The organism is Tepidibacter hydrothermalis (assembly GCF_029542625.1).
GTDB lineage: Bacteria > Bacillota > Clostridia > Peptostreptococcales > Peptostreptococcaceae > Tepidibacter_A > Tepidibacter_A hydrothermalis.
Window position 1 is genome coordinate 3,253,606 of the sequence record NZ_CP120733.1, and the last position, 22,015, is coordinate 3,275,620.

The following is a 22,015-nucleotide window of genomic DNA, read 5'->3' on the forward strand; positions in this document are numbered from 1 at the left end:
CCTTTCTATTTTTCATATTTCTACATAATAAGAAGTTTTTCCTTTTATACTAATTGTAAAAATAAGGAAAACCTTTAAAATCTATGCCTTTTTTTTCTATAGCTTTTCGTTCTCCTAAAATCATCTTCCATGTAAAGTTTTCCACATTTACTACAAATACCTGAATAACTTACTCCTGTTCTTATATTGTCACCTTCTAAATAAACTGTTTTACCACAGTTCGTACATGTTCTTATCTTCATATTACCACTCTCCTCTTTTATTTTTTTATATAATACTGCCTACATCATCTTATATACCCATATACTTTTACTTTTTTAGTACTTTTAAGTAAATATTTTTTAATCCAATAAAAAATAGACTCGTTTCCAAGTCTATCCCATCTGCTCTACTATAGCTTTATTTCCTCTTTCTAACTCAATACTCAATTTAACATTCTGATATTTTTCTATCTGATTCTTATAAGCTTTCTTCTCCTGCATAGATATATATCCATCATATTGTTCTAGATGCTTCTCTAAGCTCTCTGTAGCATCATCTAGAGCCTTAACAAGTGTATGTAATTGTTTACCTCGCCTCCTTATTAGAAGCTTGTCCACCTTACCCCTTACTTAAACTCCATAAAGGCTTATATTTATTCTCTATCTATTTTTTTACAATCACTTTTATTTTTTCTATAAAAGTCTCTTGTCCATTATAATATAGTATTCCAATTTCTGTTTCTCCATCACTAATTGCTTCAAAAGTATTATTACCTATAAGTTTAAGTATTTGGGAATCATATGAACAACTAATACAAGTGCCACTGTCATTAACTTTTTCTTTTTTGAAAAACACATCTAAAGTACTTGTTTCCCCTTTCTTTAATCTTATTTTTCCAAATTTCTTTTCATTTGATTTAATCTTAAGTCCTGATTTGAATGAACTAATCCCCGAAGTTACTAATGATTTAGGAACACCTACTTCATCTGGTAATATACTTTCAGCGTCAATTGTGTAAAGCTGAAATGCTCCTTTAAGCATTGAATCTGTCATTGCCTTGCTTATAGGTGTTCCATCTGGAAATTTAGCTAAACTATTTATAAACATAGAATTATCACTCACATACAATCCAAAACCAAAACCTTCTCTTGCTTCAATAGCATAAGGATCATCAGATTGTTCAATATGTAATTCTACAATTTTTGCTGCATCTCCATCAGTATAATTTCGAATGTCTCCAACAGCTGATTGTATAGCTATAACAAGAAAAATTATCCCTAGAATCCGTAGAATATATTTCCAAATGGGATTTATTGAGAAAACATCCTCCAAAATATCAAACATACTTTCACCTTCCCCTGTATTAAAATGTATATGGTATATTTCGGCATAATCTGGGATTTGTTTCATAATTATCAGAGTTCATTCATAAAAAAGTAAAAAAATCTCCACTAAATTGAGGAGATTAACTTTAACAACAACCCCGATATTATCGGTGTTGTTTTAACATACCAATTCCTTAAGTTCCTGATATAGTCTCTGATATGTCTTTATATATATGTTCTTAGGCTTTCTCTTACGAATCTTCCACATTCTAAACCTTTCTATATCTACTCTATTTATATTCAACAGCTTTGATATTTCAACTATTCTTTTAGCTTTCTTATATGATGCTCTTCTATCTAAAGTCATCCTGGTACTTCTATAGGTTAGATTTAAACAACCTCTGCAACCCAGAGTGATACTATCTTCTTTTTCTATTTCAAATAACTTCATAATTCTTTTACCACATACAGGGCATATAAACCATGCTCTCTTACCCCCATAGCTATTACATGGAGTATAATCCATTTTAATTTTTACCCCTTGTATTTCTACTTCATCCACTCCAAACAAGCCTATATCCTTCATCTGACTTGATTTATAATATGGATAATGTTCTACTAAATCCTTTTGCAACGCTATTCACCTTCTTTTCTAAATAATTAACTTTTTAAAAAGAAACGCTCCATAAGTCAAATTATATATCTTAGCAATTGAAACTACTTAAATACAGCCTATTTTACCTTATGGATCTCTACTCCAATGCTCCAATAAGCCATGGCTATTGAAATTTCATCAAATATAAAGGGTTTTACTTAAGTTCATTTGAGTTGTTTTATCTTTGAGTTTGTTTTGCAAATTGAGTTGTTTGTTTTGTAAAAAAATGTGACCTAAATGTGATATATATTCTTTGTATTTTCTTTATAGAATCTTTATTTCGGAAACATATTAACTCTTATAAGCCTTAATAAATCTAAGTTTTTCTAGGTATTAAGCTTAATCTTGGTTGCAACTTTTTTAGTTATATATCAAAAAAGGAGCGCTCCTTTTTAAAAGTAACGCTCCTTTTGATATTTTCACCTTTTACTCATGCTATACAAATACTCTCATCTCTTACTACCAATTGCTATAACTTCGATTAAACAGTGCAGTTTTATGTATTATACTTAGCTTAATTAATTTAGTAAAAATACTAAGTTTTGTAAGGGAAACTTCGCTTTTTATCCAAATTTATATGGGCTAAATTGAATTTAGCCCATATAAATCTTAGCATTTATTATCATCACTTCTGTTTTGAATGAATTCATACAATCCAAATCCATACTTTTTCTCCTGCATTCTATACTTTTCCCAACCTTGAATAGAAGATTTTCTTTTAACTAATTCATAATTTAACCCATACCACTTGGATATATCTTTAAGAGTGCAACCTTTTATTCTCTTATCACATATATATGTTAGTGCAGCATTTATCCATATATCTTCATCTGATGTAAAGAAACGATTGGGCATTTTCTCTAATAACCTATTAAAACATAATCTATATGTATCTATTAACCTAGGATTTAATCTTACAATTTCTTTTATTTTTAACCAGCCTTTAGTACTTACAAAGAATTGACTACTCTTATAATTCAATCCTTTAGCCATGGCAAACTCTTTTAAAGTTTCATAATCCCCCTCTATAAACTCCTCTTGAAGTTTACTCCAATCATGTCTTTTATATTTTTCAATTACCATGAATCCATTTCTCCTTTTATATATGATTTAATTACTAAAAGCAGTTATTCATCATGAATGTTTTTATTAATTACTCATTTAAGCTGTACATTTATAAAAAGCTTCTATACTTGATACAATTGACTTTCTTCTTCTTTCTGCAGTTGACTTCCCAATGTTTAGTTCTGAAGCTATAGTATAATAACTTGCCTTATTACCATATCTAAGTTCTATGTATTCCTTTGATTCTTCATCTAGTTGATTTAATATATAATCCATTGATTCTAATTTACTTTCAATCTCTGTTAGATCCAGTTTTAATTTTATTAGTTTTTTATTAGTATCTTTAAATTCTTTCTCTACCTGTCCTATTAAATGCATCATTTCATTTTCAAAGTAACTACCATTACTCCTACTGGTTTGTACCTTTGCTACATTATAATTGACTCCCTTTATATCATGTGAATACTCATTATCTTCTCCTAATAGATTTAACATTTCCTCTATATCTGTGTTCTTTAATATATATTCGAGTTTATTTTTCTTATTTTCCAGTGTTAGAATAGTGTATTTAATCTTATCTATACCTTTTTTATCTTGATAGTATCCATATAATAGCTCTTCTATATTTCTAAAATTATCTTTTTTTAGCATTTACTCTACCTCTCTTCTTATGATCTTAGTAAATAAATCATTATTAAGCTAATTTTATTAAGTCTGTTTCTTCATTTAAGTGATTAGCAAATAGTTTAGCTGATATTTTGCCTATAGATCTGTCCCTTTTCTCTCTACACCATCTACCACTATATTTAACTAGCTCTTCTATCTGCCACCACTGTAAGCGTTCTATATATTTGCCTTCAACTATTTTTCTTTCAACTTCATCTAAAGACTTCAATGCTCTATCTATTTTTTGTATTGTAATCTTATTCTTTGCAATTTGTTTTTCTAACTTCTCTATTGTTTCTATCTTACGTATTGCTGCATCCTCTGTTATTGAAGTTATATTATATGTAGGAGATATTCTTTCTGTATCATAACTAATACCTCTAACCCCATCTGTATCAATTTTTAATTCTTCTATTTCTAATTGTATATCTCCTATACTCTCATTAAGAGCCTTATAATTGTAAAGTGTCCATTCAACCTTTTTATATAATTCCTTATCTATTTTCATATCTATATCTCTCCTTCTTCTTATCTCTATTTTTCTTTTTCTGATCCATAAGACCGTCTCTATCTTTCATAATCATTTCTAATTCTTTTAATCTCTCTGGAACCACTGCAGCTCTAGTGATTAATTCTGTAATATCTTTTCTAGCCATGGCCCCACCCTCTAACTTATCATCCTAAGTTTTTCAATTGTTTTTCTATCCAATAAATCTTCTATAGTTATTTTTTCACTAGCCTTTTCTTGTATATCTTTAAGGTCCTCCTCTACGCTGCTATACTTCTTTCTTATCCTCTCAACCTCATTAAACATATCTGAACTCATTTTTCTTATACAGCTTGCTTTTTTGCACTTATCACAACTCTTTCTATCATTGCATTCCATGTTATAGCACATGTATTTCACTCCCCTTTTAACAAATAAAAAAGGCACTCCTAGCCTAATTACTTAGGTTAGAAGTGCCTCCGTTACTCGGTCAGCACAATTTATTTAATTTTCTCTTTATATGTATTTTCTAGTTTTATAACTAAATCTCCATTTATATTTTTAATTCCCATTTCAAAAAAATTCAAATCCCCTATCTTTTCTACTGCATCTATTAATTCATCTACTTTATCAAATATCTTTTTCTTAAGTTTATTTTTATTTGCCATATATATTGCCTCCTATCTTGATATTAGATCCTTTATTCTATTTCTTATATAATCATCTTTATAGAATTTATTTCACCATCCTTAACCCCTCAAACATGCTTATTTGTCTACCTGCTTTTCTAAGGTCATCCCATCCTATAAAATCATCATCTAGTATATTCTCTATAGCTTCCATTGTAGTAGCCCAATCCTTGCCTAAAGTAGCCACCATGTTGCTCCAATCCTCTATATTATGCTTTATTAGTGTTCCATCTTGATGTATATGTCTAAGCTCATGATATATTAATGCTATCACTTGGGATTTACTCATTTTATCCGTATAATAACCTCTTATCTCCATTACATACTCATAACCTGTAATACTTTCAAGTTCTTTATTAGCTTTTTTTATTCTAGCAATCCATGGTTGCTTTGATATTCCTGGTTCCCATTCTGTATCTTCTATAAAAAGTATCTTTTCTGATTTTATATGTCTTATCTCATCAAACTTTTCTATAAGTCTTTTAGCTAAAGGCCCATATAAATAGTTCTTTATCCAGTGTTTATCTCCAAATTTACCATTATCAAGCTTTCTTATGAATCTTATTTTGCCTGAATCATATAGGTTAGCTACCGATATATTATAGCCACCTGAAAACTCTATTTTTTCAATTTCTTCTCCACTATCTTCATCAAATATTATTAATTTTCTTTTCACATTACTCCCTCCAGTCCTTCAAGATAATCAAGTACTATTCCACTTCTTGATTTTACTTCTGTCATTATCTCTACTGGTATGTAATTAAATCCTCTCTTCCCTTTGTTAGCCTTCCATCTAACCCAGTAATCAATCACCTTATTACCTTGTATCAAATATCTTTTATCAAACATCTTCATGTAACATAGAATAAAACTTACTTCCCCCATATATAATGCTTCTTTTATGTACTCAATTTGATGTGACTCTATATTTTTAAGTGGCAATCCTCTATCTTCCTTTTCAACCTCTTTACAATCAAAAGATATTGATATTCCTGGTTTAACTGTTCCCCTAAAATCTAAAGTTGATTTACCTACTGGAAATGCAGATACTATTTTCTTTCCTTGTCTTTTCACTTGCCATGGAGTACTAATCTTTTGTATTAGAGCTATCCCTCTATTTTTATAACCCTCATTAGCTTTTATTATTTCTTCCTCAAACAACATACCTTTATTAGCCATCTTATAATTTTTTATATAACCTGTATCTCTCATAATCGCTCCCCTTGATATATCCATTTATTCTATTAAAACTTAATTTCAAATTTCCCCGATTTTACTTCTACTCCTAAGCCTTCTATGTCTAATACTTCTCCAGTAGTCTTATTTATTATCTGTCCATCTGCTATTGCTAAATTCTTTTTAAGATCTCCCCATGCTAGATCCTCTTTAGTTTTTATATAATCTTCATATCCTTCTAATTTTTTAAGATTCTCTAAAACTTTCTCTTTATCTAATTTGAAATCTTCTTTATCTTTTTTTATAACTAACTTTCCACTTGGTAAACTATAAGTCTTTTGAGTCTTTGTATCTTTAGTTTTAACTGTTTCTATATACTCTCTCAATTTACTTTCAAAGAAACCTGTCTCATTCTCCATTTTCTTTTTCTCTTGATCTAATGCTGCTTTAACTTGCTCTATTTTTGCCATGGCTACTTTTTCAAATCTTTCATATTCCTCTCTAGATTCTTTTATCTTATCAAGTGCCCAATCAGCTGTATTGTCGTTATCTATCTTCCAAGTTTCTCTTTCTTCTTCCTCTACACTTAAAAATATATCTGATAATCTATAATTTTCATTCACTATATTTTCCTCCTCAATCACCTCAATGGTAATATGTGTTAATTTGTTATATACTAGTTCTATATTTTTAATTAAGAAAGGTGGTTTTAAATATTGTCTATTCTAATATTAAAGCTTTTAGCAGCTACTATTCCTGCCATAATTCTTTATTTTTTTAATATAGAATTTAATTATAAAACCAAACTTTCAAAACTAAATAGATCAATAATTTGTGCTTTATTTATAATTACAATTGCAGTTAATCATTTTATTACTGGTAATGATTTATTAGATAGCCCTGTTGGAATTTCTATATACCTTTGTTTTATTTATATGTTATTCTAATAATTTATATCTAAAACTTCATAGTTTTAGTTTTCAACTCTGCTTTTACTTGCTCGATTACTTCAAGCCATGGCTTATGACTTTCCTTTTGTATTCTTTTTTCAATTAACTTCACTGTCTCAAGTAAAAACTCCCATATTTCCTCCTATACTAAATTTCTAATCCATGTTCTACTAAATGAAAATTTGAACCTAACCTATCCCCTTTAAGAATTATTCTATCCTCTAAAACAGATACTTGATTTACATCATTTACCCCACATATAAAACAACCTTCATCTTCATTTCCAAACACCAACTTTTCATCTTTGATAAAGTAATAATCTATACCATGGATAGTTTTATTAAACTCTTCAAGAATGTTGTTTAACATATTATGCATATTGAACTTTTCTTTTTTTATGTAAAACCAATTCCCTTTAGAATCAGCACATATACTTGCTTGTTCTCCTTTTATATTTTTTAAATCAATGATTAGTTTATCAACCTCATTAGATCCTTTTTCTTTTATATCTACATTAACTATGCTCATACCTATTAACCCTTTAATATCTTCTGCATCATGTATTTCTTGTAATTTCATATTTATTTCCCCCTTATTTCTTGTATCTTAATTTTGTTGTTATCTATAATTTAGGTGAACAATATGGTCAGGTTTATAAAATACGTCCTATTGTAACTCCAACTACAATTCCAATAACCAAAACAACCACTCTACTATGAAGATACATTGCATTTTCTGATTGTATGCACCTCAAGGTCATTATTTTCATATCAAATTCCTCAATCTTTTTTTCAAGTTTTTCAATCCTTTTTTCTAGTTCCATTGTTCCTTCTTCCCTATCTCTTATTGAATTTATTTACTTAGTTTATCTATGCATTTGCTGCATATATTCTTACCTTCAAAATACTTTGTATCTTTAGCTTCCCCACAAAATACACAGCTTGGCTCATATTTTTTTAATACTATCCTTTCTCCATCAACATATATTTCAATTGGATCCTTATCTGCTACATTTAATGTTTTTCTAAGTTCTGCAGGTAAAACTATTCTTCCTAATTGATCTACCTTTCTAACTATTCCTGTTGATTTCATATTCAATCTCCTTCGATTTGTTTTTATATTATTTAACCTTTTGTATTAAGCTAACTTAATTTTCAACTCTCCTTTTGGCGTACATTTACTAAAGCATTCTCTTAATCCTGATGGATGTTCAAATACATATAAATTCTCTGTTTCACATACGAATAGTAGTCTTTTATTATTTGACTTTCTTCCTCTTCTATTTGTTAAGTCATAACAGCTAGATTCTGTTGTTTCTACTAGGTATACATCCCCTGGGGTTAATACAATTTTTCTATGATTTAATATTGATTTAGTATCAATTGGATTTACTGTGCAAGGTATTCTTGCCATTGCTCTTCCCCCTTGTTAAATAACTAGTTTATTTAATCTATGATTAAAGTTTTTTCCTACAAACTCAATGATTTTACTCTCACACATTTCTATAATTCTACTTCCTATAGCTTCATCAATATTTAGCAGATTATCTGATGTGTACTCGCTAGATACTATAATTGGAGCACCTTTTAAATACCTGTAATTAATTAACTCGAACATAATATTTATATCTGATTCAGTTACTTTCCCTTTGAATAAATCATCTATAAGCAGCACTGTAGCATTCTTATATTTTGATATCTCCCTTTGGTAGTAATATTCATCAATCATATTTTGCTTAATTTGAGTTATAAAGTCTCTATATTGCATGTATAGGACACCAATGTTTTTTGACATTAAAGCATTTGCTATGGCTATAGATAAATGAGTTTTACCCGCGCCCACTTGTCCTAATAAAGCTATTGAGCTTTGCTTATCAAAGTTAGCTATATAATTTACAGCCTTCTTCTTAGCTTTTGCAGTAAGTTCATTAGTAGCTTTATAATTCTTCAAGGTCTTTTCTCTGAACGCCTCAGATATTCCACTATTTTTTAAAATCCTCTCATACTGCTTTCTTTCTCTACACTGGCAATACTCCATAGCATCTAGTTTTGGATCATATATCATTTCTCTATCCTTGCATTTAGGACAATCATATTCCGAGTTCATCAATGAGCTTGTTGAGTTGTTCATCGTTAAGTTCTGCGACTTCATCACTGAGTTTGCACTCTGGTGGCTTGTATCCCTCAAAAGAGTTTGCACTCTCTTTTTTAGAAGTGTCTCTATATCCATTTCTAACAACTCCCTTACTGTTTTTCTTTTCTTGATAGTCTCTTTCATAAGCTTCAACAGCTTCTAAGGTTAGTAAGTTATTCTCTCTCCATCGTTTTAATACACCTTCGATATAGGCTAGATACCTCTTTGAGTTACAAACTGCTATTTCAATTGCTCTTATGATTAATCTATAATCCATCTGATCATCATCTAGATAAGCTATTAACTTTTGAGCTTCAATTGGAGTTATTGGATGAATATTTTGATCGAATACTTTTTTTATTTCTGAGAACTCCTTATTACTACTACAAAAACTCTTTGTAGTAATCTTTGGTATTGCTCCGTCACTGTGTCGGTGTGAGCCGTCACCATGACTTTTTAAAACGTCATCTTGACTTTCCGAAATGTCACTCGAAGGGTTGCTATCGTCATTTTGTCCTTTGTTGGTTCTTAAAGCTTCATAGTAAAAATTAATGTCTATTTTATAATTTTGTAGTGTATATCCTTTTTCAAATAAAGCTTTTATTAGATTCATGAAATTTACTCTATATTGATATGTCCTGTCATACTTATATTTAGGGTTTCTTCTTCTATCTAAGTAGCCTTTTTCAACTAAGTTATCTAATTTACGATTTATTGTTTTTTCCGATGCTATATCCATTAATTCTTCTTTTAATTCTGATGCTTTTTTATAGATCCATCCGTTATTTAGCTCCTGTATTAATTCATTTTTTTCTTTGTATTGTTTAACTCTTTCATTTTCTTCGTTTATGAATTTATCAAAATCTTGTACTTTTTCACTCCAATAAATCATTTGATTTAATAAAATAGCTTCTAACATTTCACCCGTTATAGCTATGTACTCTTCTTTTATTACAACTTTCCTAAGTTTATCCATTACTTCACCTTCTTTTGTATAAAATTTATAAAACCCGTCCATAATCTAAATAAGAATATTCCTTAAAACCTTAATTTTAGGGGAGTTAATTCTCCCCCAACTACATACTTTTATTTCCCCCTACTCCCACCAATTAAAGAGGGCATCTTTGGTGGGAGTTTTAATTTCTATAAGGCTAGTACCTTCTATTTCTATCAACTCTACTCCTAAGGGCTGTGGTAGAGCCTCAAAGCCATAATAATCTATATCCTGTTGTAAACTTAATCTCTCTATTGGGTCCATAACCATACCTCCTAGCTTAATGGAGTTCCTTCAAAGTCATCCTTTAACTTAGACTCTATCTCTTCACAGATTTTGTTATAATCCGTTTTCTTAACATCTTCACTTGATGTATAGCCATACTTTCCGATTATCTCTTTTACTGTATCTACACTTCCTTGTGCTATTGCGAACATTCTCTTTGCTTGAGCTTTGCTTATCGTTCCTGATGTATCCGTATATGTTTGTTTAGAGCTTTCATCTATGTTTGTACCATTTAAGTCCATATCTTCAAGGTCTTGAGTGAATATATCTGAAAGTGAAGATACTAATAAGGTTGCATCGACTAAAGCTCTTTTCTTAGCCATCTTCAATATTGTGTTATCTATGGTAAATGGATCTAGTTTTTTATATTTGCTTTCTCTAGTATTGCAAGCTCCCAATCCTTCTGTAATTAGCATTTCATTTTTGTATAATCTGCATCTAACTTGATATTGAAAAAAACCATTCTCAAAGTCTCTTGTTGAATCTACTATCTCAAATTCACTTCTAAGTCCAAGTAACATCAATATTTTTTCTGCTCCTGGTTTTAAAAGTGTTGGTTTTTTAGTCCCAGGCACAACCCCAAAGTCATGATTCTGTCTTAGAGTCTTTTGTATTACTGATTGCATTTGCCCTATTTTAGTCATTGTATTTGCTAATTGGTTAAGGTTAACCGAATCTATTATTGATACTGTGCTTGGCATTACTTGTACCTCGTTATTCATTTTCTGTTCCTCCTATGGTTATTGCTTTTAGTTTCTTTCTATCTAAGCCGAAATTTCTATATTGCTAACCTGTTCTTTTTCTAATCTATTCTCTAGTTCTCTTATGGCTTGTATTCTAAGGTGCAACACTCTATAGTGTTTTGTATCATTCACATTCATCTTAACTTCTTCAAGCTCTCTCTTTAGTTCATTAAGAGTAATATTTACCTCCTATGCTACATGTACTTTGCTTTCAAGTTCATTTAATCTATTTACAAACCAATCTCTTGTATCTGATAGGTAATTCTTTAACTCTATCTTTGTAACCTCACTTATAGCTTTATCAAGTTCTTTAATCTCGTGTTTGCACTCATTTATCTCTTCCAATACTTCTAGCGGTATATATATCATCTTCATATCTCCTTCTTAGTTTTTTTATAAATCATCTAACTTTTTTATAAAAATTATTGTTTGAAACATTTTTTTCGTGTTATAATTCAGATACATTATTTTTTTAAAAATTAATTTTTAAAGACTTTTAAGTTGCCGCTTAAAGGTCTTTTTTTATTTCTGCTAACTTTTCACCTACTACTAAATCTATAGTATTTAAAATCTCTTCAAAGTTATCAAAGTTCCCTTTTTCTTTAGATATTTTAAATAAAACTTTTATAGATTTTATAGTTTGTGATTGATCTGCTAGCTGTGAGTATTTCTCGTGATTAATCAAAAACTTTATATGCTTAACCATATTAATGCCTTCCTCTCGTTTGAGCATATGATTTAGAAATTACCTTTCTTTGAATTCGTTTATTTATACTTTTAATAGGAATTCCTATTTCTTCTTCAACTCCTACTAAGAGCATTCTCTTCCATCCAACTGGATCAGCTATTTGTTCCATCAAATCACTTATCTTTTCGATTTGTTCCTTGGTGTATTCCTTACCTGTCATATTCTCCAGTACTATATTGAACAGTTCCTTTTGTGCTTTAATGGATTCTTCTTCCTCTTCAATGTTCTTTGCTATAAGTCTTATTAAGTCACTCTTAATCCCTGAGTAGTATGGTGTAACAATTAAATCTGCATCTAGTTCATTTACGATTTCAAGCCTTAGTCTGCTGCTATCCAATATGTCAGGTATCCTCTTTTTTATATCTATTGGGATTTGCCTTTTACCTGCTTCCCATTCTGATATATCCGATTGAGATACATTCAATAAGATTGAAAATTGCTCTTGGCTTAAGTGCTTTCTTTTCCTTTCTCTCTTCATTAGAACCCTATAGCACATTTCACACACCCTTTCTATTTAGTTTTCAAATGTTTATCACCTAGAATATTTTCAATGTCTATATTCCTCTATATCTTTATTCCATGGCACTTTGCTACAATTAAGTTAATGATAAATGTTTAATGCTTTTAGAATCCTTACTTTTAAGGACACCTCTTGTAATTTAGAAGTTAAATCTCTTACCTTACATGTAAATACATATCTCCTTATTCTCCCCTCCCTCTGTCCTTCCTTGATTGTCATATACTCACCCCCTTTCATATATAAATATCTTTTATGAAAAATCTTCACTTGGATTAAAGTTTTTAATATTATCAAGATCTGTGAAGTCTTTTCCACTGGCTTCATTTATAAATCGTGTAAGTTCAAATCTTGTAACTTTTAAATCTCCTAATTTTAATGCTGTTATATGTCCTTTTCTTATAAGGTCATACACTTTATTTACATTAACTCTTAAAATTTGAGCTACCTCTTTCACTTTTAAAAGTTTTAGTGACTCTTGATTTGATTGATTTTCTAATATGCTATTTTCGATTTTCATATTATCCCTCCTAATTAATTTAATTTTTTCTAGTGTTATATAACTTGATTTTTAATATATTTATTTAATGTAAAAATACTATTATTTAGGCTAATCTACGGTTTTTGTTTCTTTTTGGGACATTAGTTTTTAAAAAAATATTATCATCTTTAGCTTTTAATTCTTTTTTTATTTTTAACGCAAGACTAAATGATGGATTTTTTAATCCCAATTCTATATTTGTATATGTAGTCCTTGCAACTCCTAATATTTTTGCTAATTGAGCTTGTGTTAACCCAAGTTTTTCTCTTTCATTTTTTAAATTTTTTCTCACTATTTTCACCTCCATAGTGTCCCATTTAGCAACTTTTATATTTTAATTATAGTCCCATTTAGAAACATTGTCAAGAATATATTTTCTTTTTGGGACATTTATTCTTAAAATGTTTATTTTAGGGACATTTTAAAGTACAATTCTATTAGAGAGGTGATTACATTGGCTTTTGCAGAAAGAATGAAGCAACTTAGAAAAGAAAAAGGTCTAACTCAAGAAGAGTTAGCTGTAATAATAAGCAAAAACCGTTCTACTATTGCAGGTTATGAAACGGAAAGAAAAGAACCTGATCATGATACATTAAAGAAAATAGCAGACTATTTTGAAGTATCAATAGACTATCTATTAGGACAAAGTGATATAAAAACTACTACTAATATAGAAACCAAAGCCTATCACAATCTTGATGTAGGTGGATTATCAGAAGAAGCTATCAAACAGATTGAAGACTATATTGAATTTGTTAAGCAAAAATATAATCCTGATGGTACATTAAAGAAAAAATAATTTAAAGAATCCTTTTTTACTTTATAAAGGATTCTTTTTTTATTAAAAAATATTTATATTGCTTTTTTACTTTGTCAAATTATGTTATAATTTGTTTAGAACATACGTTCGGTGCAAAAAAGGAGGATTAATATGATTTCAACAGAAAAGTTAGAAACTATCTTAGATAAGTGCCAAATATTAAAACTATATGCTCCTCTACCAGAATCAGTATTGGGATATTATTACTGTCATAAAGATTATTACATAATTTTAATAAATGAAAATATAAGAAATAATGAAAGATTATACAGAGCTGTATTAGCTGAGGAAATTGGCCATTATAGAACTACTATAGGAGATATTACTCCTAGAAAGTATATGTGTTATAACGAAAGGATTGAACTTGATAAAAAAGAATTAGCTGCATTAAAGTGGGCTACTGATTTTTTAGTTCCTACAGATAAGCTTATTGATACTATAAAAAATAAAATTGGTTTTACTTTTAATGAATTAGTAGATTATTTCTATGTTACTGAGGAGTTTTTGATGTTAAAGTTTAAATTTATGGCTAAGCAGAAGATTACTTGGGAGCTTGATGATAAGATGTATTTATGTTTACATAGTTTACCTACAGTTAGTATTTTCGCAAAAATGTAAAAAGCCTATAATTTGAAATTATAGGCTAAACTTATACTTATATATTAAGTTTCAACTGAATAATGCCATCTTTCTTGTTACTTTTTATTGATTTTAATTTACGAACAGTTATTTTTTCATCTCCACAGGGAACTCCAACTAATAGCGGTGACTTCTTAATATGCTTGTTGCTGTTTTGCTCAACTTGTTTGTAATTAAAGTTTGCATAACAATATAAACAATTATGTTTACATGTATTATACTGTCCTATATCAACACTTTTAACACAACCACATACCTCTCTTTGAGTATCATCTTTTTTTATATCAATTTTTGAATCTATAATTTCTGATATTAATGTATCATCTATACATTTTCCTTTTTTTATTCCATAATGACTTAAATCAATAGCTTCTGAACATGTTTCTATATCTATATTATATTCTTTTCCTATATTTGAAAAGCGTTCTGCTATTTCATATATATCTTTTTCATTTAATTTAATTATATTTAACTCTTTAGTATTTCTTTCTGTCTTTTTATATAAATCTAAAAAACTTATTACACATTTATTTGTATAGTTGCTTAATTCAGATGCAAATTTCTCAAACCATTTATAATGATATTCTTTAGTATAAAAATCATTTATAAGAATAGGATCATATCTCCATATGACTTTTTCTTTACCTATATTATTCGATAGCGTTTTAAACGTTTTAATTATATCCTTTTTACTTCTAATATTAGTTTCAACATCTTTTCTATAAGATGTTAAAGTAAATTGGAAGTAATAATTATACTCTCTTAATTCATCTAATCTATTCATCATTGGTAAAGGATCTTTTGTCCAAAAAACAAAACAATCTACGATATGAGTATTTAACTCTATCTTGCTTATTTGTTTAGTATTGAATGGATTTTTAACATATACATATCCTTCCTTTAATCTATAAAAAAACCAATCACTATAAAATGCTGGTATATCGGTTCTTCTACTAACACTTAAAATCATATTATTCTCCTTAAATAATTATTTACTTAGCTTCTTAATTTGATATTTTATATGTCCGGTTTTCAAAATAGGCCACTTATTAAGTAGTGACTCACAATCATGTTCACATGAATTATATCCATTTTCCTTATATTTATTACAGTGATTTAATATCTGTAGAATTTCACTAAGTATTTCATCTGGGTAAATAAAATCATCAAAAAATTTTCTAATCCCTACATTTTCAATATAATGAGTATATGTAGTTTTATCATCTAAACATTTATACTTATGTTTTTTTTCAAGTACATTAATAATTTTTACAAGTCTACGTGTATCAATATCATCATTTAGTTCTCGTATTGATGAAATTATATATATATCTTCATGTTTAAATTTTGACCTTCTTAACATATCTAATAATTTCTTAAAGTCCTTCTCAGTAAACTCTCCAATAGACTTAGGAAATATTAATATGTTATATCCATCCCAATCAAGCTTATCCCAGTTAGATATATCTTCATTGATGAAGTAATATTCGTCATTTTCTAAATCAAATCTATAGCTCCAATTAATTTTATCTACTCCAGTATAGCATATTGATTCATTATTTCTATCTAAGGCAAAATGTAATCCATAATAATCTATTCCACACCCTGATCCAATTGATAATACATTATAATCTTCTAATGAATGTTTTTTAATTAAATCTGAATAAACATCAAAATATTCAAATAAATATGCAGGAAAATACCTTAATAAATATAATTGTTGAATAATTCTATTTGAGTAATTTGGAATATTTGCTGAATCAAATCTCAAATTTTTAAGCTCACAACAGCAATCCATATTATCCAATTCTTCTATAAAATCATTATATATCTGTTCCATACTATTCTTTAAAAAATCTCGCATACATTCCTCCTATAAATATTACTTTTTATAATCTATATGCTTTAAATCTTATAAATTTTACTTATTTCATCATTTTTTAATAATATAATTTATATACACTTGAATATTACTTTAGGTATATTTTACCATATAGTAGTGTTATTTTGTAATAATTTAGCAGGTATTTGAAAATATATGTATAATTACATCTTATTAGGTGTTTCTAACAGGTATTATATTTTAATATATTTTCAACTAAGGGAGGAATTTGATTGAAGCTCTATACATTTCTAATGAAACATATAAAAAATATATTTTTTACTCTAATAATTACAGGAATTTTTTTTGTGAGTATTGGATGTATTATAGGTCAGTATTTGAACCTTCACACGATGCAATGGATTAAAGAGATACTTCAGTCATTAACTGAAAATTTTGGTGTTGCTTTAATATCATCTGCAGTAACGATATATTTAATAAAATATGATGTAATTAACATGATTCAAAAAGATAATTTAAATGATTTGGGTATTAAAAATATTATTAAAGGACGAGATAATGTCTTCAATAGAGATAAAGATAGCGTTATAAATAATTTTAATTCATGGGAAGATTTTTTTAAAAGTGCAAATCCCAAACAAATAGATATTATAGGTATATCAATGTATAGTTTTTTTATGCCAAATAACATAATCGACTTACTTATACAACTAGCTTCAAAAAAATACAAAATCAGAATAATATTTGCAGATCCAGAAAGTAATGAATTAAAATTCCAAGAAGAAGCAGAAAATAAACCTACTGTTTTAAAAAATCATATTAGACACGTAGTAAGTACAATAAAACAATCAATTTTAAATAACTCAAAAAAAGATGATATATATAAATACATATCAGTTTATTATTCTAGAACTTTACCTAAAAATTTCTTGGTTAAATCGGGAAATAAAATGATTGTTACTCCTTATCTTCTTAGAGGACCATTTGAATCTCCAACATTAATTCTCGAAAATAATTCTGAAATTGGATTTTATAAAGAGTATAATCATTATATTGATGATGTAATAAAATATTCAAAACAAGTTAAATTAGTTGAATCAGATTCTTTACCATTATCAAAAAAAGAATCTTATTTACATGAAGAAAGTGCTCCTACTATATAAAGCTATTTAATGATATTAAATAAGCCAATTAAATAAAAGGTAATTATTACCACTACCTTTTTTAATTGGCTTATTTACACAATCTAATTATCACATCTAATATATCTTTTAGTAAACTCCTCTCGTTAATAAATTTAATATACTTTCACACAAAACATGTTCATTTACTAAATTAAAATTATCTTTTTATATTACTTTTTAAATTTAAATAAATCTAAAAATAGAACAGTATATAATCAAATTAAATTTATCAACTCAATTCTGCTTTCCATATTATAATAGTTAAGACTATATTGAATTGTAAAAAAACTAAGTTAATGCTTATACTTGTAATATATTCCTATCATACTCATATTTTAGCTTCTTCAATCTTAAAATCAATCTCGTATTCAAATAAACTAACATTTTTAATCTGTGATACCGCATATTTTAATTTTTCATCTATGCTCTTTGCTACAATAATTCCTGAAACTTTTTTTCCATTTGAAATATGCGTTTCTACCCAGCCCATATATCTTAGAACCTGTCCAAGAGTTGCATCATTTCCTCTACTAAGTTTTAATTCAAATATTACGAAATTCCCTTCTTCATCAACCGCTAATACATCTATAATCCCAACACCTGTTCTATATTCTACTCCATCCGTTTCATTATCATCAACATATAAGTTTAAAGTTTTTCCTCTAAATTTAATGGTATCTAAGTTCTGTACAATAAAATCTCTAAGATGCTTTTCAAATGGAAATGTATACTCCAACGCTTCTTTTTTTCAAATATACCATTTTTATTAGTATTTTCTATTTTCTCATTTACATTTTCTCTCAAAGCAACAATTAACTTTCCAGTTTCATCTTCTTTTATTTCCCATATTCCATGTTTATCTGGTCTATATTTTTCAACTTCACCTCTGCCAATTGTATATAAATAATCATATTTTGTATTTGCTATTCTTGATTTTTTATTTTCAGGATAATGAATTCTAGTTCTATGATTTACTGTACAAACAATAATCTGACAATTTATTGTATTATCATTGACATTATCATATTTACTATGAATATATTTCTTAATTTCAGAATACGTTGCTTTTTCTCCAATATTATCCATAGCTTCCTTAACCATTTGCCATACGTATGGCCTATAACTCATTTAATCACACCCTCTTTGTTAACTTATTTTTATAATCATTCTTTCAATTAATTAGATATATAAAAATATTTAACTTTTCTTCATAATAATATATATGTAATAATTTCTGAATCTATTTCTTTTATTGTTTATTATTTTCATAAAAATATTTATAATATATGGCCTTGACTATTTCTGTTGGTCCATTTTCCATTGCTGATTTGTACTTAGTTTTCAATATATCACTAGCATGTTTTATTCCTATATTAGCATATTTATCAAGTGTCATCCATGAGCTCCAAGATACATCAAAGTGATGAAAATCAAATTTTTCAGGAAAACATACAAAATCAAAAAAATGAAATATTCCAAGGAATTCTCTATATGAAAAAATATCTTTGATTATTCCTTGTTCAGTAAGCCTTGCTATTGAATACAGAGGATTATTTGTATTATATAGATTTTCTGATTTTCCTAATATATTATTACGGCATAGAACAATAAGACGATTTTTCACTGCATCATTATACTCTAATCCTTTATTAATCAAAGCTTGGTACATTTGTTTTAATGAAAGAACCTCTATTTTGCTTTGTAAATAGCTATTTATTTCACATCTTAAGTTTAAATTAAGTATAGGATATATTTGAATTATAAAATCGTCATAATATACCATTAAATTATTTTTACAATAAACATTAAATTCACTGGATAGATCAAATTCTAAATAGCAGTTATAATAGTAATCTAAAAATCCACTCATATTTCCTAATAAATGAATCCGATCTATAAATGCAATATAATACTTATTCTGCTCCAAATCATTATTAATAAATGATTCAATAAATGATTCAATAAATGATTTTAGTATATTTTCAGATATTACTTTACTATGCTTTTGTAGAATTCTATTTATATATTCCATTAGACTTAAAATAAAATTGAAACACATGTTATACTCATAATCATTATTTACTTTTATTATTTTTTCAAATATACTAATAATTTTCTTGAAAATATAATTATATTTACTTTCCTCATATAATACTTTCTCAATAACAATTAAAAAGTTTTCTAAAATATCTACTGTTTTACTTGTATTAAGGGGCAGTACAACATCTAATGAACTAATCATATTTTCAAGGGAATTAAGTATATAATTTTTCACTTTTTCTGTTGCACATATATTATTAATATTATGTTTTTCAAATAAAAAACGTAATTGTTGTGGTTTTAAATAATAAATTGCAATAAATATATCATTTTCATTTAATAATGTTCTTTCGTATTGATCTCCTGTTTTTTTATCAACTATTCGCATATTGCTTTTAGGAGAAATAAAGCATAGTGATAAATCAATGTATTCATAAAAAATATCTTTTAATTTCGATAATTCACAATTTGCCCCCTGATATCTATTCGTTATAATGCAATTTTCAAAAAGGTATTTCAAAATATCATTTAAGCGAGTTTTCAATTTTTTATAAGAGATATTTTTTTCTCCAAATTCTGTAGTAACACTATGATAGTATGGGTTTAGCCTATCGGAAGTTTTAGTTTTAGTAATAGCGACTTCTGAATATAAAGACTCAAATCCATCTAAATAATCTAGTAGTGTTGAATATCTATTTTTAATATCTTCTTGTAATACATTCGTTATATTTTTATATTTGGCTCTATCAGATTGAAGAGTGACAAATAAATTATGTTCGATAATTATTAGGTGAAAATAATCTTTACATTGTTTAAATATAGGTAAAAGACTTTCCATTAATTCTTTCATTTCTTCATCTTCTCCCCAAAAGTAACATTGCAGATATGTAAATTTCAAAATATCAATAGGATTAGATGAATTAGATAAACTATCTTTAAGATTTTTTATACCTTTAAAATCAAAATTAAACATTAAAGGAGTAATAGTATGCCTATTGTTACCACTTATATCAAATTTACAATCATTTAATTTATCATATAGTTGTAATATCCCAGATTTAACAAAAACACTTTTAATGAAATTAATTTTTTCTGACTTTATTTCACTTTTTAACAAAGAAATAACTTCTTTTAGAGATTGTGAAGTGTATTGTGGATTATAATAAAATATATTATTTACACAAGAATCCCAAGGATAAAAACACTCTAATACTCTAAATAAGTCTTCCGAAGTAATCATATCTATATTTTTAACCCACTGTAAAGAATCATAGATATCATCAATATCTTTATTATACCTATTATCATCTACAATATATTTACAAGTCCTATATAAATTTTTCCCAAGTGGATGATCAATATAGTCAATATCCAATTTTAGATATTTTTCAGGTATTTGTTCAGCTTCAATAATAAAAATATTTTTTTTCTTATAATATTCTTTTTCAAATTTATTAAGTGGTTGTAAATTTGGATTAATAAAATAGTGTTGCTTTCTTAGTTGACTGCAATCATTATCATACTTTTGTATTATATATTCTACCCAAGACATAATAAGTTTTAAATTATAATCACCTAACCTATAACCGACAAATAAAAATGTATGATCTATAAGAAGAGACTTAATATAAGTTTCAATTAAAATATGTGTGTTAGAATACTTTAAATAATCATCCTCTTTTAAAACCATATGTTCAAAATTATCTAAATCTCCATGCATCTTTATTAAAAAATTTGTTTTTGGAGCTGAAATTAAATCACTATCTTTAGAAATAACCTTGTATTTACTTAAATCATCACCAACAGGACATCCATAAATATTATTCTTAGCTAATGACATTTCAATTAAACAATCAAAATTCGTTGTAATTATATGATGAGGATTTAGTTCAAGTAATAGATCAACTATAGGATTAGTTGTTGGCGGTAACTTTCCATAATTGTTTTTGAGAATTTCTTTATATCTAATCGAATTTTCATTATAAAAATATTGAGGAATTTTTAAAAGTTCATCTGTACTATACTGCTTATTCTGATCATGCGAATATTCCATTTCTGTATCAAATATCTTTATAATATCATTCCACGATTTATATCCAGAATTATTCGAAACTCCAGCGCCTATAAATATAACCAGTTTATTTTGCTGTGATTCTTGCTTTATTATGTTTATCATATTTTCTATTTCTTTTCTCATAAATATACTCACCTCCAATTAAATTCATTTTACTAATATAATTATTAATAAAATTACATATATGATTTAAATGTATTAATATTTTTATAATGTGTTATTTAACTTTCAATTTAGTACAATAAAGTTACGCATTTTCCTGTATATCGTCTATTTAAAGTTAGGTATATTCTACCATAAAAAGTATGATTTTATATTTTTTTGTATTAATTTGGAAGGAGTTCTTATATAAATGATTGAATTTTATTATGTGCTAAGGATGAAATCATTTGAACTATAATTCAAAAGATGTATAAACTATTTTCTTTATTGTCCTACAATTTTACTAGAGAGTAGTTT

General features: G+C 27.3%; 36 protein-coding genes. 4 read left to right on the forward strand and 32 right to left on the reverse strand.

Features of this window, described 5'->3' with window-relative positions; genetic code table 11:
* Window positions 1–74 precede the first annotated feature (74 nt).
* The 13 genes from P4S50_RS15315 to P4S50_RS15375 all read right to left on the reverse strand — a co-directional run bounded on the left by P4S50_RS15315 (window position 75) and on the right by P4S50_RS15375 (window position 6,668).
* A complete protein-coding gene (locus P4S50_RS15315) occupies window positions 75–242 on the reverse strand; it encodes a hypothetical protein (RefSeq protein ID WP_277731688.1) in 168 nt (55 codons plus the stop codon).
* Window positions 243–374: 132 nt separating this feature from the next.
* Window positions 375–599 (reverse strand): hypothetical protein, encoded by a 225-nt coding sequence (locus P4S50_RS15320; RefSeq protein WP_277731689.1) that lies wholly within the window; start codon window positions 597–599, stop codon window positions 375–377.
* 46 nt (window positions 600–645) lie between these two features.
* A complete protein-coding gene (locus P4S50_RS15325) occupies window positions 646–1,326 on the reverse strand; it encodes a hypothetical protein (protein WP_277731690.1) in 681 nt (226 codons plus the stop codon).
* A 159-nt stretch (window positions 1,327–1,485) separates the two neighbouring features.
* A complete protein-coding gene (locus tag P4S50_RS15330; protein ID WP_277731691.1) occupies window positions 1,486–1,941 on the reverse strand; it encodes a hypothetical protein in 456 nt (151 codons plus the stop codon).
* A gap of 630 nt (window positions 1,942–2,571) precedes the next feature.
* Entirely contained in the window at window positions 2,572–3,045 is a 474-nt protein-coding gene (locus tag P4S50_RS15335; protein ID WP_277731692.1) for a hypothetical protein, read from the reverse strand.
* A 78-nt stretch (window positions 3,046–3,123) separates the two neighbouring features.
* Window positions 3,124–3,678: a hypothetical protein gene (locus P4S50_RS15340; RefSeq protein ID WP_277731694.1), complete on the reverse strand. Its 555-nt coding sequence runs from the start codon at window positions 3,676–3,678 to the stop codon at window positions 3,124–3,126.
* Between the two features lie 43 nt (window positions 3,679–3,721).
* A complete protein-coding gene (locus tag P4S50_RS15345; protein WP_277731695.1) occupies window positions 3,722–4,201 on the reverse strand; it encodes a hypothetical protein in 480 nt (159 codons plus the stop codon).
* Window positions 4,188–4,349: a hypothetical protein gene (locus P4S50_RS15350; RefSeq protein WP_277731696.1), complete on the reverse strand. Its 162-nt coding sequence runs from the start codon at window positions 4,347–4,349 to the stop codon at window positions 4,188–4,190. Before P4S50_RS15350 ends, P4S50_RS15345 begins: the two co-directional genes overlap by 14 nt.
* Window positions 4,350–4,360: 11 nt before the next feature.
* Entirely contained in the window at window positions 4,361–4,591 is a 231-nt protein-coding gene (locus tag P4S50_RS15355; RefSeq protein ID WP_277731697.1) for a hypothetical protein, read from the reverse strand.
* 89 nt (window positions 4,592–4,680) lie between these two features.
* The gene (locus P4S50_RS15360) at window positions 4,681–4,848 is read right to left on the reverse strand and encodes a hypothetical protein (RefSeq protein ID WP_277731698.1); all 168 of its coding nucleotides are present in this window, start codon (window positions 4,846–4,848) and stop codon (window positions 4,681–4,683) included.
* 67 nt (window positions 4,849–4,915) lie between these two features.
* On the reverse strand, window positions 4,916–5,545 hold the full coding sequence (locus P4S50_RS15365; protein WP_277731699.1) for a putative metallopeptidase: 630 nt from the start codon (window positions 5,543–5,545) through the stop codon (window positions 4,916–4,918).
* Entirely contained in the window at window positions 5,542–6,081 is a 540-nt protein-coding gene (locus P4S50_RS15370) for a Holliday junction resolvase RecU (protein WP_277731700.1), read from the reverse strand. Before P4S50_RS15370 ends, P4S50_RS15365 begins: the two co-directional genes overlap by 4 nt.
* A 32-nt stretch (window positions 6,082–6,113) precedes the next feature.
* Window positions 6,114–6,668 carry a host-nuclease inhibitor Gam family protein gene (locus P4S50_RS15375; RefSeq protein WP_277731701.1) on the reverse strand — a complete coding sequence of 185 codons (555 nt, stop codon included), beginning with the start codon at window positions 6,666–6,668 and terminating at the stop codon, window positions 6,114–6,116.
* 93 nt (window positions 6,669–6,761) lie between these two features.
* Between P4S50_RS15375 and P4S50_RS15380 the strand changes: the two genes are divergently transcribed.
* The gene (locus P4S50_RS15380) at window positions 6,762–6,992 is read left to right on the forward strand and encodes a hypothetical protein (RefSeq protein WP_277731702.1); all 231 of its coding nucleotides are present in this window, start codon (window positions 6,762–6,764) and stop codon (window positions 6,990–6,992) included.
* 150 nt (window positions 6,993–7,142) lie between these two features.
* On the opposite strand, the gene P4S50_RS15385 is transcribed toward P4S50_RS15380, so the two are convergent.
* The 14 genes from P4S50_RS15385 to P4S50_RS15450 all read right to left on the reverse strand — a co-directional run bounded on the left by P4S50_RS15385 (window position 7,143) and on the right by P4S50_RS15450 (window position 13,248).
* On the reverse strand, window positions 7,143–7,574 hold the full coding sequence (locus tag P4S50_RS15385; protein WP_277731703.1) for a hypothetical protein: 432 nt from the start codon (window positions 7,572–7,574) through the stop codon (window positions 7,143–7,145).
* 73 nt (window positions 7,575–7,647) lie between these two features.
* A complete protein-coding gene (locus P4S50_RS15390; protein ID WP_277731704.1) occupies window positions 7,648–7,818 on the reverse strand; it encodes a hypothetical protein in 171 nt (56 codons plus the stop codon).
* Window positions 7,819–7,847: 29 nt separating this feature from the next.
* Window positions 7,848–8,087, reverse strand: a complete 240-nt coding sequence (locus P4S50_RS15395; protein ID WP_277731705.1) for an AbrB/MazE/SpoVT family DNA-binding domain-containing protein — start codon at window positions 8,085–8,087, stop codon at window positions 7,848–7,850.
* Between the two features lie 45 nt (window positions 8,088–8,132).
* Window positions 8,133–8,408: a hypothetical protein gene (locus tag P4S50_RS15400; protein ID WP_277731706.1), complete on the reverse strand. Its 276-nt coding sequence runs from the start codon at window positions 8,406–8,408 to the stop codon at window positions 8,133–8,135.
* Between the two features lie 15 nt (window positions 8,409–8,423).
* Window positions 8,424–9,146 carry an ATP-binding protein gene (locus tag P4S50_RS15405; RefSeq protein ID WP_331489736.1) on the reverse strand — a complete coding sequence of 241 codons (723 nt, stop codon included), beginning with the start codon at window positions 9,144–9,146 and terminating at the stop codon, window positions 8,424–8,426.
* Window positions 9,085–10,104: a DnaD domain-containing protein gene (locus P4S50_RS15410; protein WP_277731708.1), complete on the reverse strand. Its 1,020-nt coding sequence runs from the start codon at window positions 10,102–10,104 to the stop codon at window positions 9,085–9,087. Before P4S50_RS15410 ends, P4S50_RS15405 begins: the two co-directional genes overlap by 62 nt.
* Before the next feature lie 120 nt (window positions 10,105–10,224).
* Window positions 10,225–10,386, reverse strand: coding sequence for a hypothetical protein (locus P4S50_RS15415; protein WP_277731709.1), 162 nt, complete (start codon window positions 10,384–10,386; stop codon window positions 10,225–10,227).
* Between the two features lie 11 nt (window positions 10,387–10,397).
* Window positions 10,398–11,129, reverse strand: a complete 732-nt coding sequence (locus tag P4S50_RS15420; protein WP_277731710.1) for a hypothetical protein — start codon at window positions 11,127–11,129, stop codon at window positions 10,398–10,400.
* Between the two features lie 210 nt (window positions 11,130–11,339).
* Window positions 11,340–11,519 (reverse strand): hypothetical protein, encoded by a 180-nt coding sequence (locus P4S50_RS15425; RefSeq protein ID WP_277731711.1) that lies wholly within the window; start codon window positions 11,517–11,519, stop codon window positions 11,340–11,342.
* 139 nt (window positions 11,520–11,658) lie between these two features.
* Window positions 11,659–11,856 carry a hypothetical protein gene (locus tag P4S50_RS15430; protein WP_277731712.1) on the reverse strand — a complete coding sequence of 66 codons (198 nt, stop codon included), beginning with the start codon at window positions 11,854–11,856 and terminating at the stop codon, window positions 11,659–11,661.
* A 1-nt stretch (window position 11,857) separates the two neighbouring features.
* Window positions 11,858–12,394, reverse strand: a complete 537-nt coding sequence (locus P4S50_RS15435) for a helix-turn-helix domain-containing protein (RefSeq protein ID WP_277731713.1) — start codon at window positions 12,392–12,394, stop codon at window positions 11,858–11,860.
* 105 nt (window positions 12,395–12,499) lie between these two features.
* Window positions 12,500–12,637 carry a hypothetical protein gene (locus P4S50_RS15440; protein ID WP_277731714.1) on the reverse strand — a complete coding sequence of 46 codons (138 nt, stop codon included), beginning with the start codon at window positions 12,635–12,637 and terminating at the stop codon, window positions 12,500–12,502.
* Between the two features lie 31 nt (window positions 12,638–12,668).
* Window positions 12,669–12,935, reverse strand: coding sequence for a helix-turn-helix domain-containing protein (locus P4S50_RS15445; protein ID WP_277731715.1), 267 nt, complete (start codon window positions 12,933–12,935; stop codon window positions 12,669–12,671).
* Window positions 12,936–13,020: 85 nt separating this feature from the next.
* Entirely contained in the window at window positions 13,021–13,248 is a 228-nt protein-coding gene (locus P4S50_RS15450) for a helix-turn-helix transcriptional regulator (protein ID WP_277731716.1), read from the reverse strand.
* A 162-nt stretch (window positions 13,249–13,410) separates the two neighbouring features.
* Here P4S50_RS15450 and P4S50_RS15455 point away from each other — a divergent pair, with 162 nt between their 5' ends.
* Together P4S50_RS15455 and P4S50_RS15460 are read left to right on the forward strand one after the other, a co-directional pair.
* Window positions 13,411–13,755 (forward strand): helix-turn-helix domain-containing protein, encoded by a 345-nt coding sequence (locus tag P4S50_RS15455; RefSeq protein ID WP_277731717.1) that lies wholly within the window; start codon window positions 13,411–13,413, stop codon window positions 13,753–13,755.
* Between the two features lie 132 nt (window positions 13,756–13,887).
* Window positions 13,888–14,394: an ImmA/IrrE family metallo-endopeptidase gene (locus P4S50_RS15460; protein WP_277731718.1), complete on the forward strand. Its 507-nt coding sequence runs from the start codon at window positions 13,888–13,890 to the stop codon at window positions 14,392–14,394.
* A 37-nt stretch (window positions 14,395–14,431) separates the two neighbouring features.
* Here P4S50_RS15460 and P4S50_RS15465 read toward each other — a convergent pair whose 3' ends face one another.
* Complete coding sequence (locus P4S50_RS15465; protein WP_277731719.1) at window positions 14,432–15,385, reverse strand: DUF1848 domain-containing protein; 954 nt, start codon at window positions 15,383–15,385, stop codon at window positions 14,432–14,434.
* An 18-nt stretch (window positions 15,386–15,403) separates the two neighbouring features.
* A complete protein-coding gene (locus P4S50_RS15470) occupies window positions 15,404–16,279 on the reverse strand; it encodes a hypothetical protein (protein ID WP_277731721.1) in 876 nt (291 codons plus the stop codon).
* A gap of 251 nt (window positions 16,280–16,530) precedes the next feature.
* Between P4S50_RS15470 and P4S50_RS15475 the strand changes: the two genes are divergently transcribed.
* Window positions 16,531–17,421 (forward strand): hypothetical protein, encoded by an 891-nt coding sequence (locus tag P4S50_RS15475; protein ID WP_277731723.1) that lies wholly within the window; start codon window positions 16,531–16,533, stop codon window positions 17,419–17,421.
* 349 nt (window positions 17,422–17,770) lie between these two features.
* Here the strand turns inward: P4S50_RS15475 and P4S50_RS15480 are convergent, their stop codons facing one another.
* From P4S50_RS15480 to P4S50_RS15490, 3 genes are all read right to left on the reverse strand, one after another.
* On the reverse strand, window positions 17,771–18,178 hold the full coding sequence (locus tag P4S50_RS15480; RefSeq protein ID WP_277731724.1) for an endonuclease NucS domain-containing protein: 408 nt from the start codon (window positions 18,176–18,178) through the stop codon (window positions 17,771–17,773).
* Complete coding sequence (locus tag P4S50_RS15485) at window positions 18,121–18,570, reverse strand: DUF7669 domain-containing protein (RefSeq protein WP_277731725.1); 450 nt, start codon at window positions 18,568–18,570, stop codon at window positions 18,121–18,123. Before P4S50_RS15485 ends, P4S50_RS15480 begins: the two co-directional genes overlap by 58 nt.
* Window positions 18,571–18,691: 121 nt before the next feature.
* A complete protein-coding gene (locus P4S50_RS15490; RefSeq protein WP_277731726.1) occupies window positions 18,692–21,679 on the reverse strand; it encodes an SIR2 family protein in 2,988 nt (995 codons plus the stop codon).
* Between the last annotated feature and the right edge of the window lie 336 nt (window positions 21,680–22,015).

Bases quoted from the DNA above. Each gene is read 5' to 3' on its own strand.
- P4S50_RS15465 (WP_277731719.1), bottom strand. From the start codon at position 15,385: ATGATTTTAAGTGTTAGTAGAAGAACCGATATACCAGCATTTTATAGT.
- P4S50_RS15410 (WP_277731708.1), bottom strand. From the start codon at position 10,104: ATGGATAAACTTAGGAAAGTTGTAATAAAAGAAGAGTACATAGCTATA.
- P4S50_RS15485 (WP_277731725.1), bottom strand. From the start codon at position 18,570: ATGAGTTATAGGCCATACGTATGGCAAATGGTTAAGGAAGCTATGGAT.
- P4S50_RS15420 (WP_277731710.1), bottom strand. From the start codon at position 11,129: ATGAATAACGAGGTACAAGTAATGCCAAGCACAGTATCAATAATAGAT.
- P4S50_RS15315 (WP_277731688.1), bottom strand. From the start codon at position 242: ATGAAGATAAGAACATGTACGAACTGTGGTAAAACAGTTTATTTAGAA.
- P4S50_RS15350 (WP_277731696.1), bottom strand. From the start codon at position 4,349: ATGGCTAGAAAAGATATTACAGAATTAATCACTAGAGCTGCAGTGGTT.
- P4S50_RS15425 (WP_277731711.1), bottom strand. From the start codon at position 11,519: ATGATATATATACCGCTAGAAGTATTGGAAGAGATAAATGAGTGCAAA.
- P4S50_RS15385 (WP_277731703.1), bottom strand. From the start codon at position 7,574: ATGAAATTACAAGAAATACATGATGCAGAAGATATTAAAGGGTTAATA.
- P4S50_RS15430 (WP_277731712.1), bottom strand. From the start codon at position 11,856: ATGGTTAAGCATATAAAGTTTTTGATTAATCACGAGAAATACTCACAG.
- P4S50_RS15340 (WP_277731694.1), bottom strand. From the start codon at position 3,678: ATGCTAAAAAAAGATAATTTTAGAAATATAGAAGAGCTATTATATGGA.
- P4S50_RS15355 (WP_277731697.1), bottom strand. From the start codon at position 4,591: ATGTGCTATAACATGGAATGCAATGATAGAAAGAGTTGTGATAAGTGC.
- P4S50_RS15405 (WP_331489736.1), bottom strand. From the start codon at position 9,146: ATGAAGTCGCAGAACTTAACGATGAACAACTCAACAAGCTCATTGATG.
- P4S50_RS15370 (WP_277731700.1), bottom strand. From the start codon at position 6,081: ATGAGAGATACAGGTTATATAAAAAATTATAAGATGGCTAATAAAGGT.
- P4S50_RS15460 (WP_277731718.1), top strand. From the start codon at position 13,888: ATGATTTCAACAGAAAAGTTAGAAACTATCTTAGATAAGTGCCAAATA.
- P4S50_RS15400 (WP_277731706.1), bottom strand. From the start codon at position 8,408: ATGGCAAGAATACCTTGCACAGTAAATCCAATTGATACTAAATCAATA.
- P4S50_RS15470 (WP_277731721.1), bottom strand. From the start codon at position 16,279: ATGCGAGATTTTTTAAAGAATAGTATGGAACAGATATATAATGATTTT.
- P4S50_RS15335 (WP_277731692.1), bottom strand. From the start codon at position 3,045: ATGGTAATTGAAAAATATAAAAGACATGATTGGAGTAAACTTCAAGAG.
- P4S50_RS15440 (WP_277731714.1), bottom strand. From the start codon at position 12,637: ATGACAATCAAGGAAGGACAGAGGGAGGGGAGAATAAGGAGATATGTA.
- P4S50_RS15445 (WP_277731715.1), bottom strand. From the start codon at position 12,935: ATGAAAATCGAAAATAGCATATTAGAAAATCAATCAAATCAAGAGTCA.
- P4S50_RS15415 (WP_277731709.1), bottom strand. From the start codon at position 10,386: ATGGACCCAATAGAGAGATTAAGTTTACAACAGGATATAGATTATTAT.
- P4S50_RS15360 (WP_277731698.1), bottom strand. From the start codon at position 4,848: ATGGCAAATAAAAATAAACTTAAGAAAAAGATATTTGATAAAGTAGAT.
- P4S50_RS15490 (WP_277731726.1), bottom strand. From the start codon at position 21,679: ATGAGAAAAGAAATAGAAAATATGATAAACATAATAAAGCAAGAATCA.
- P4S50_RS15395 (WP_277731705.1), bottom strand. From the start codon at position 8,087: ATGAAATCAACAGGAATAGTTAGAAAGGTAGATCAATTAGGAAGAATA.
- P4S50_RS15345 (WP_277731695.1), bottom strand. From the start codon at position 4,201: ATGAAAATAGATAAGGAATTATATAAAAAGGTTGAATGGACACTTTAC.
- P4S50_RS15390 (WP_277731704.1), bottom strand. From the start codon at position 7,818: ATGGAACTAGAAAAAAGGATTGAAAAACTTGAAAAAAAGATTGAGGAA.
- P4S50_RS15435 (WP_277731713.1), bottom strand. From the start codon at position 12,394: ATGTGCTATAGGGTTCTAATGAAGAGAGAAAGGAAAAGAAAGCACTTA.
- P4S50_RS15325 (WP_277731690.1), bottom strand. From the start codon at position 1,326: ATGTTTGATATTTTGGAGGATGTTTTCTCAATAAATCCCATTTGGAAA.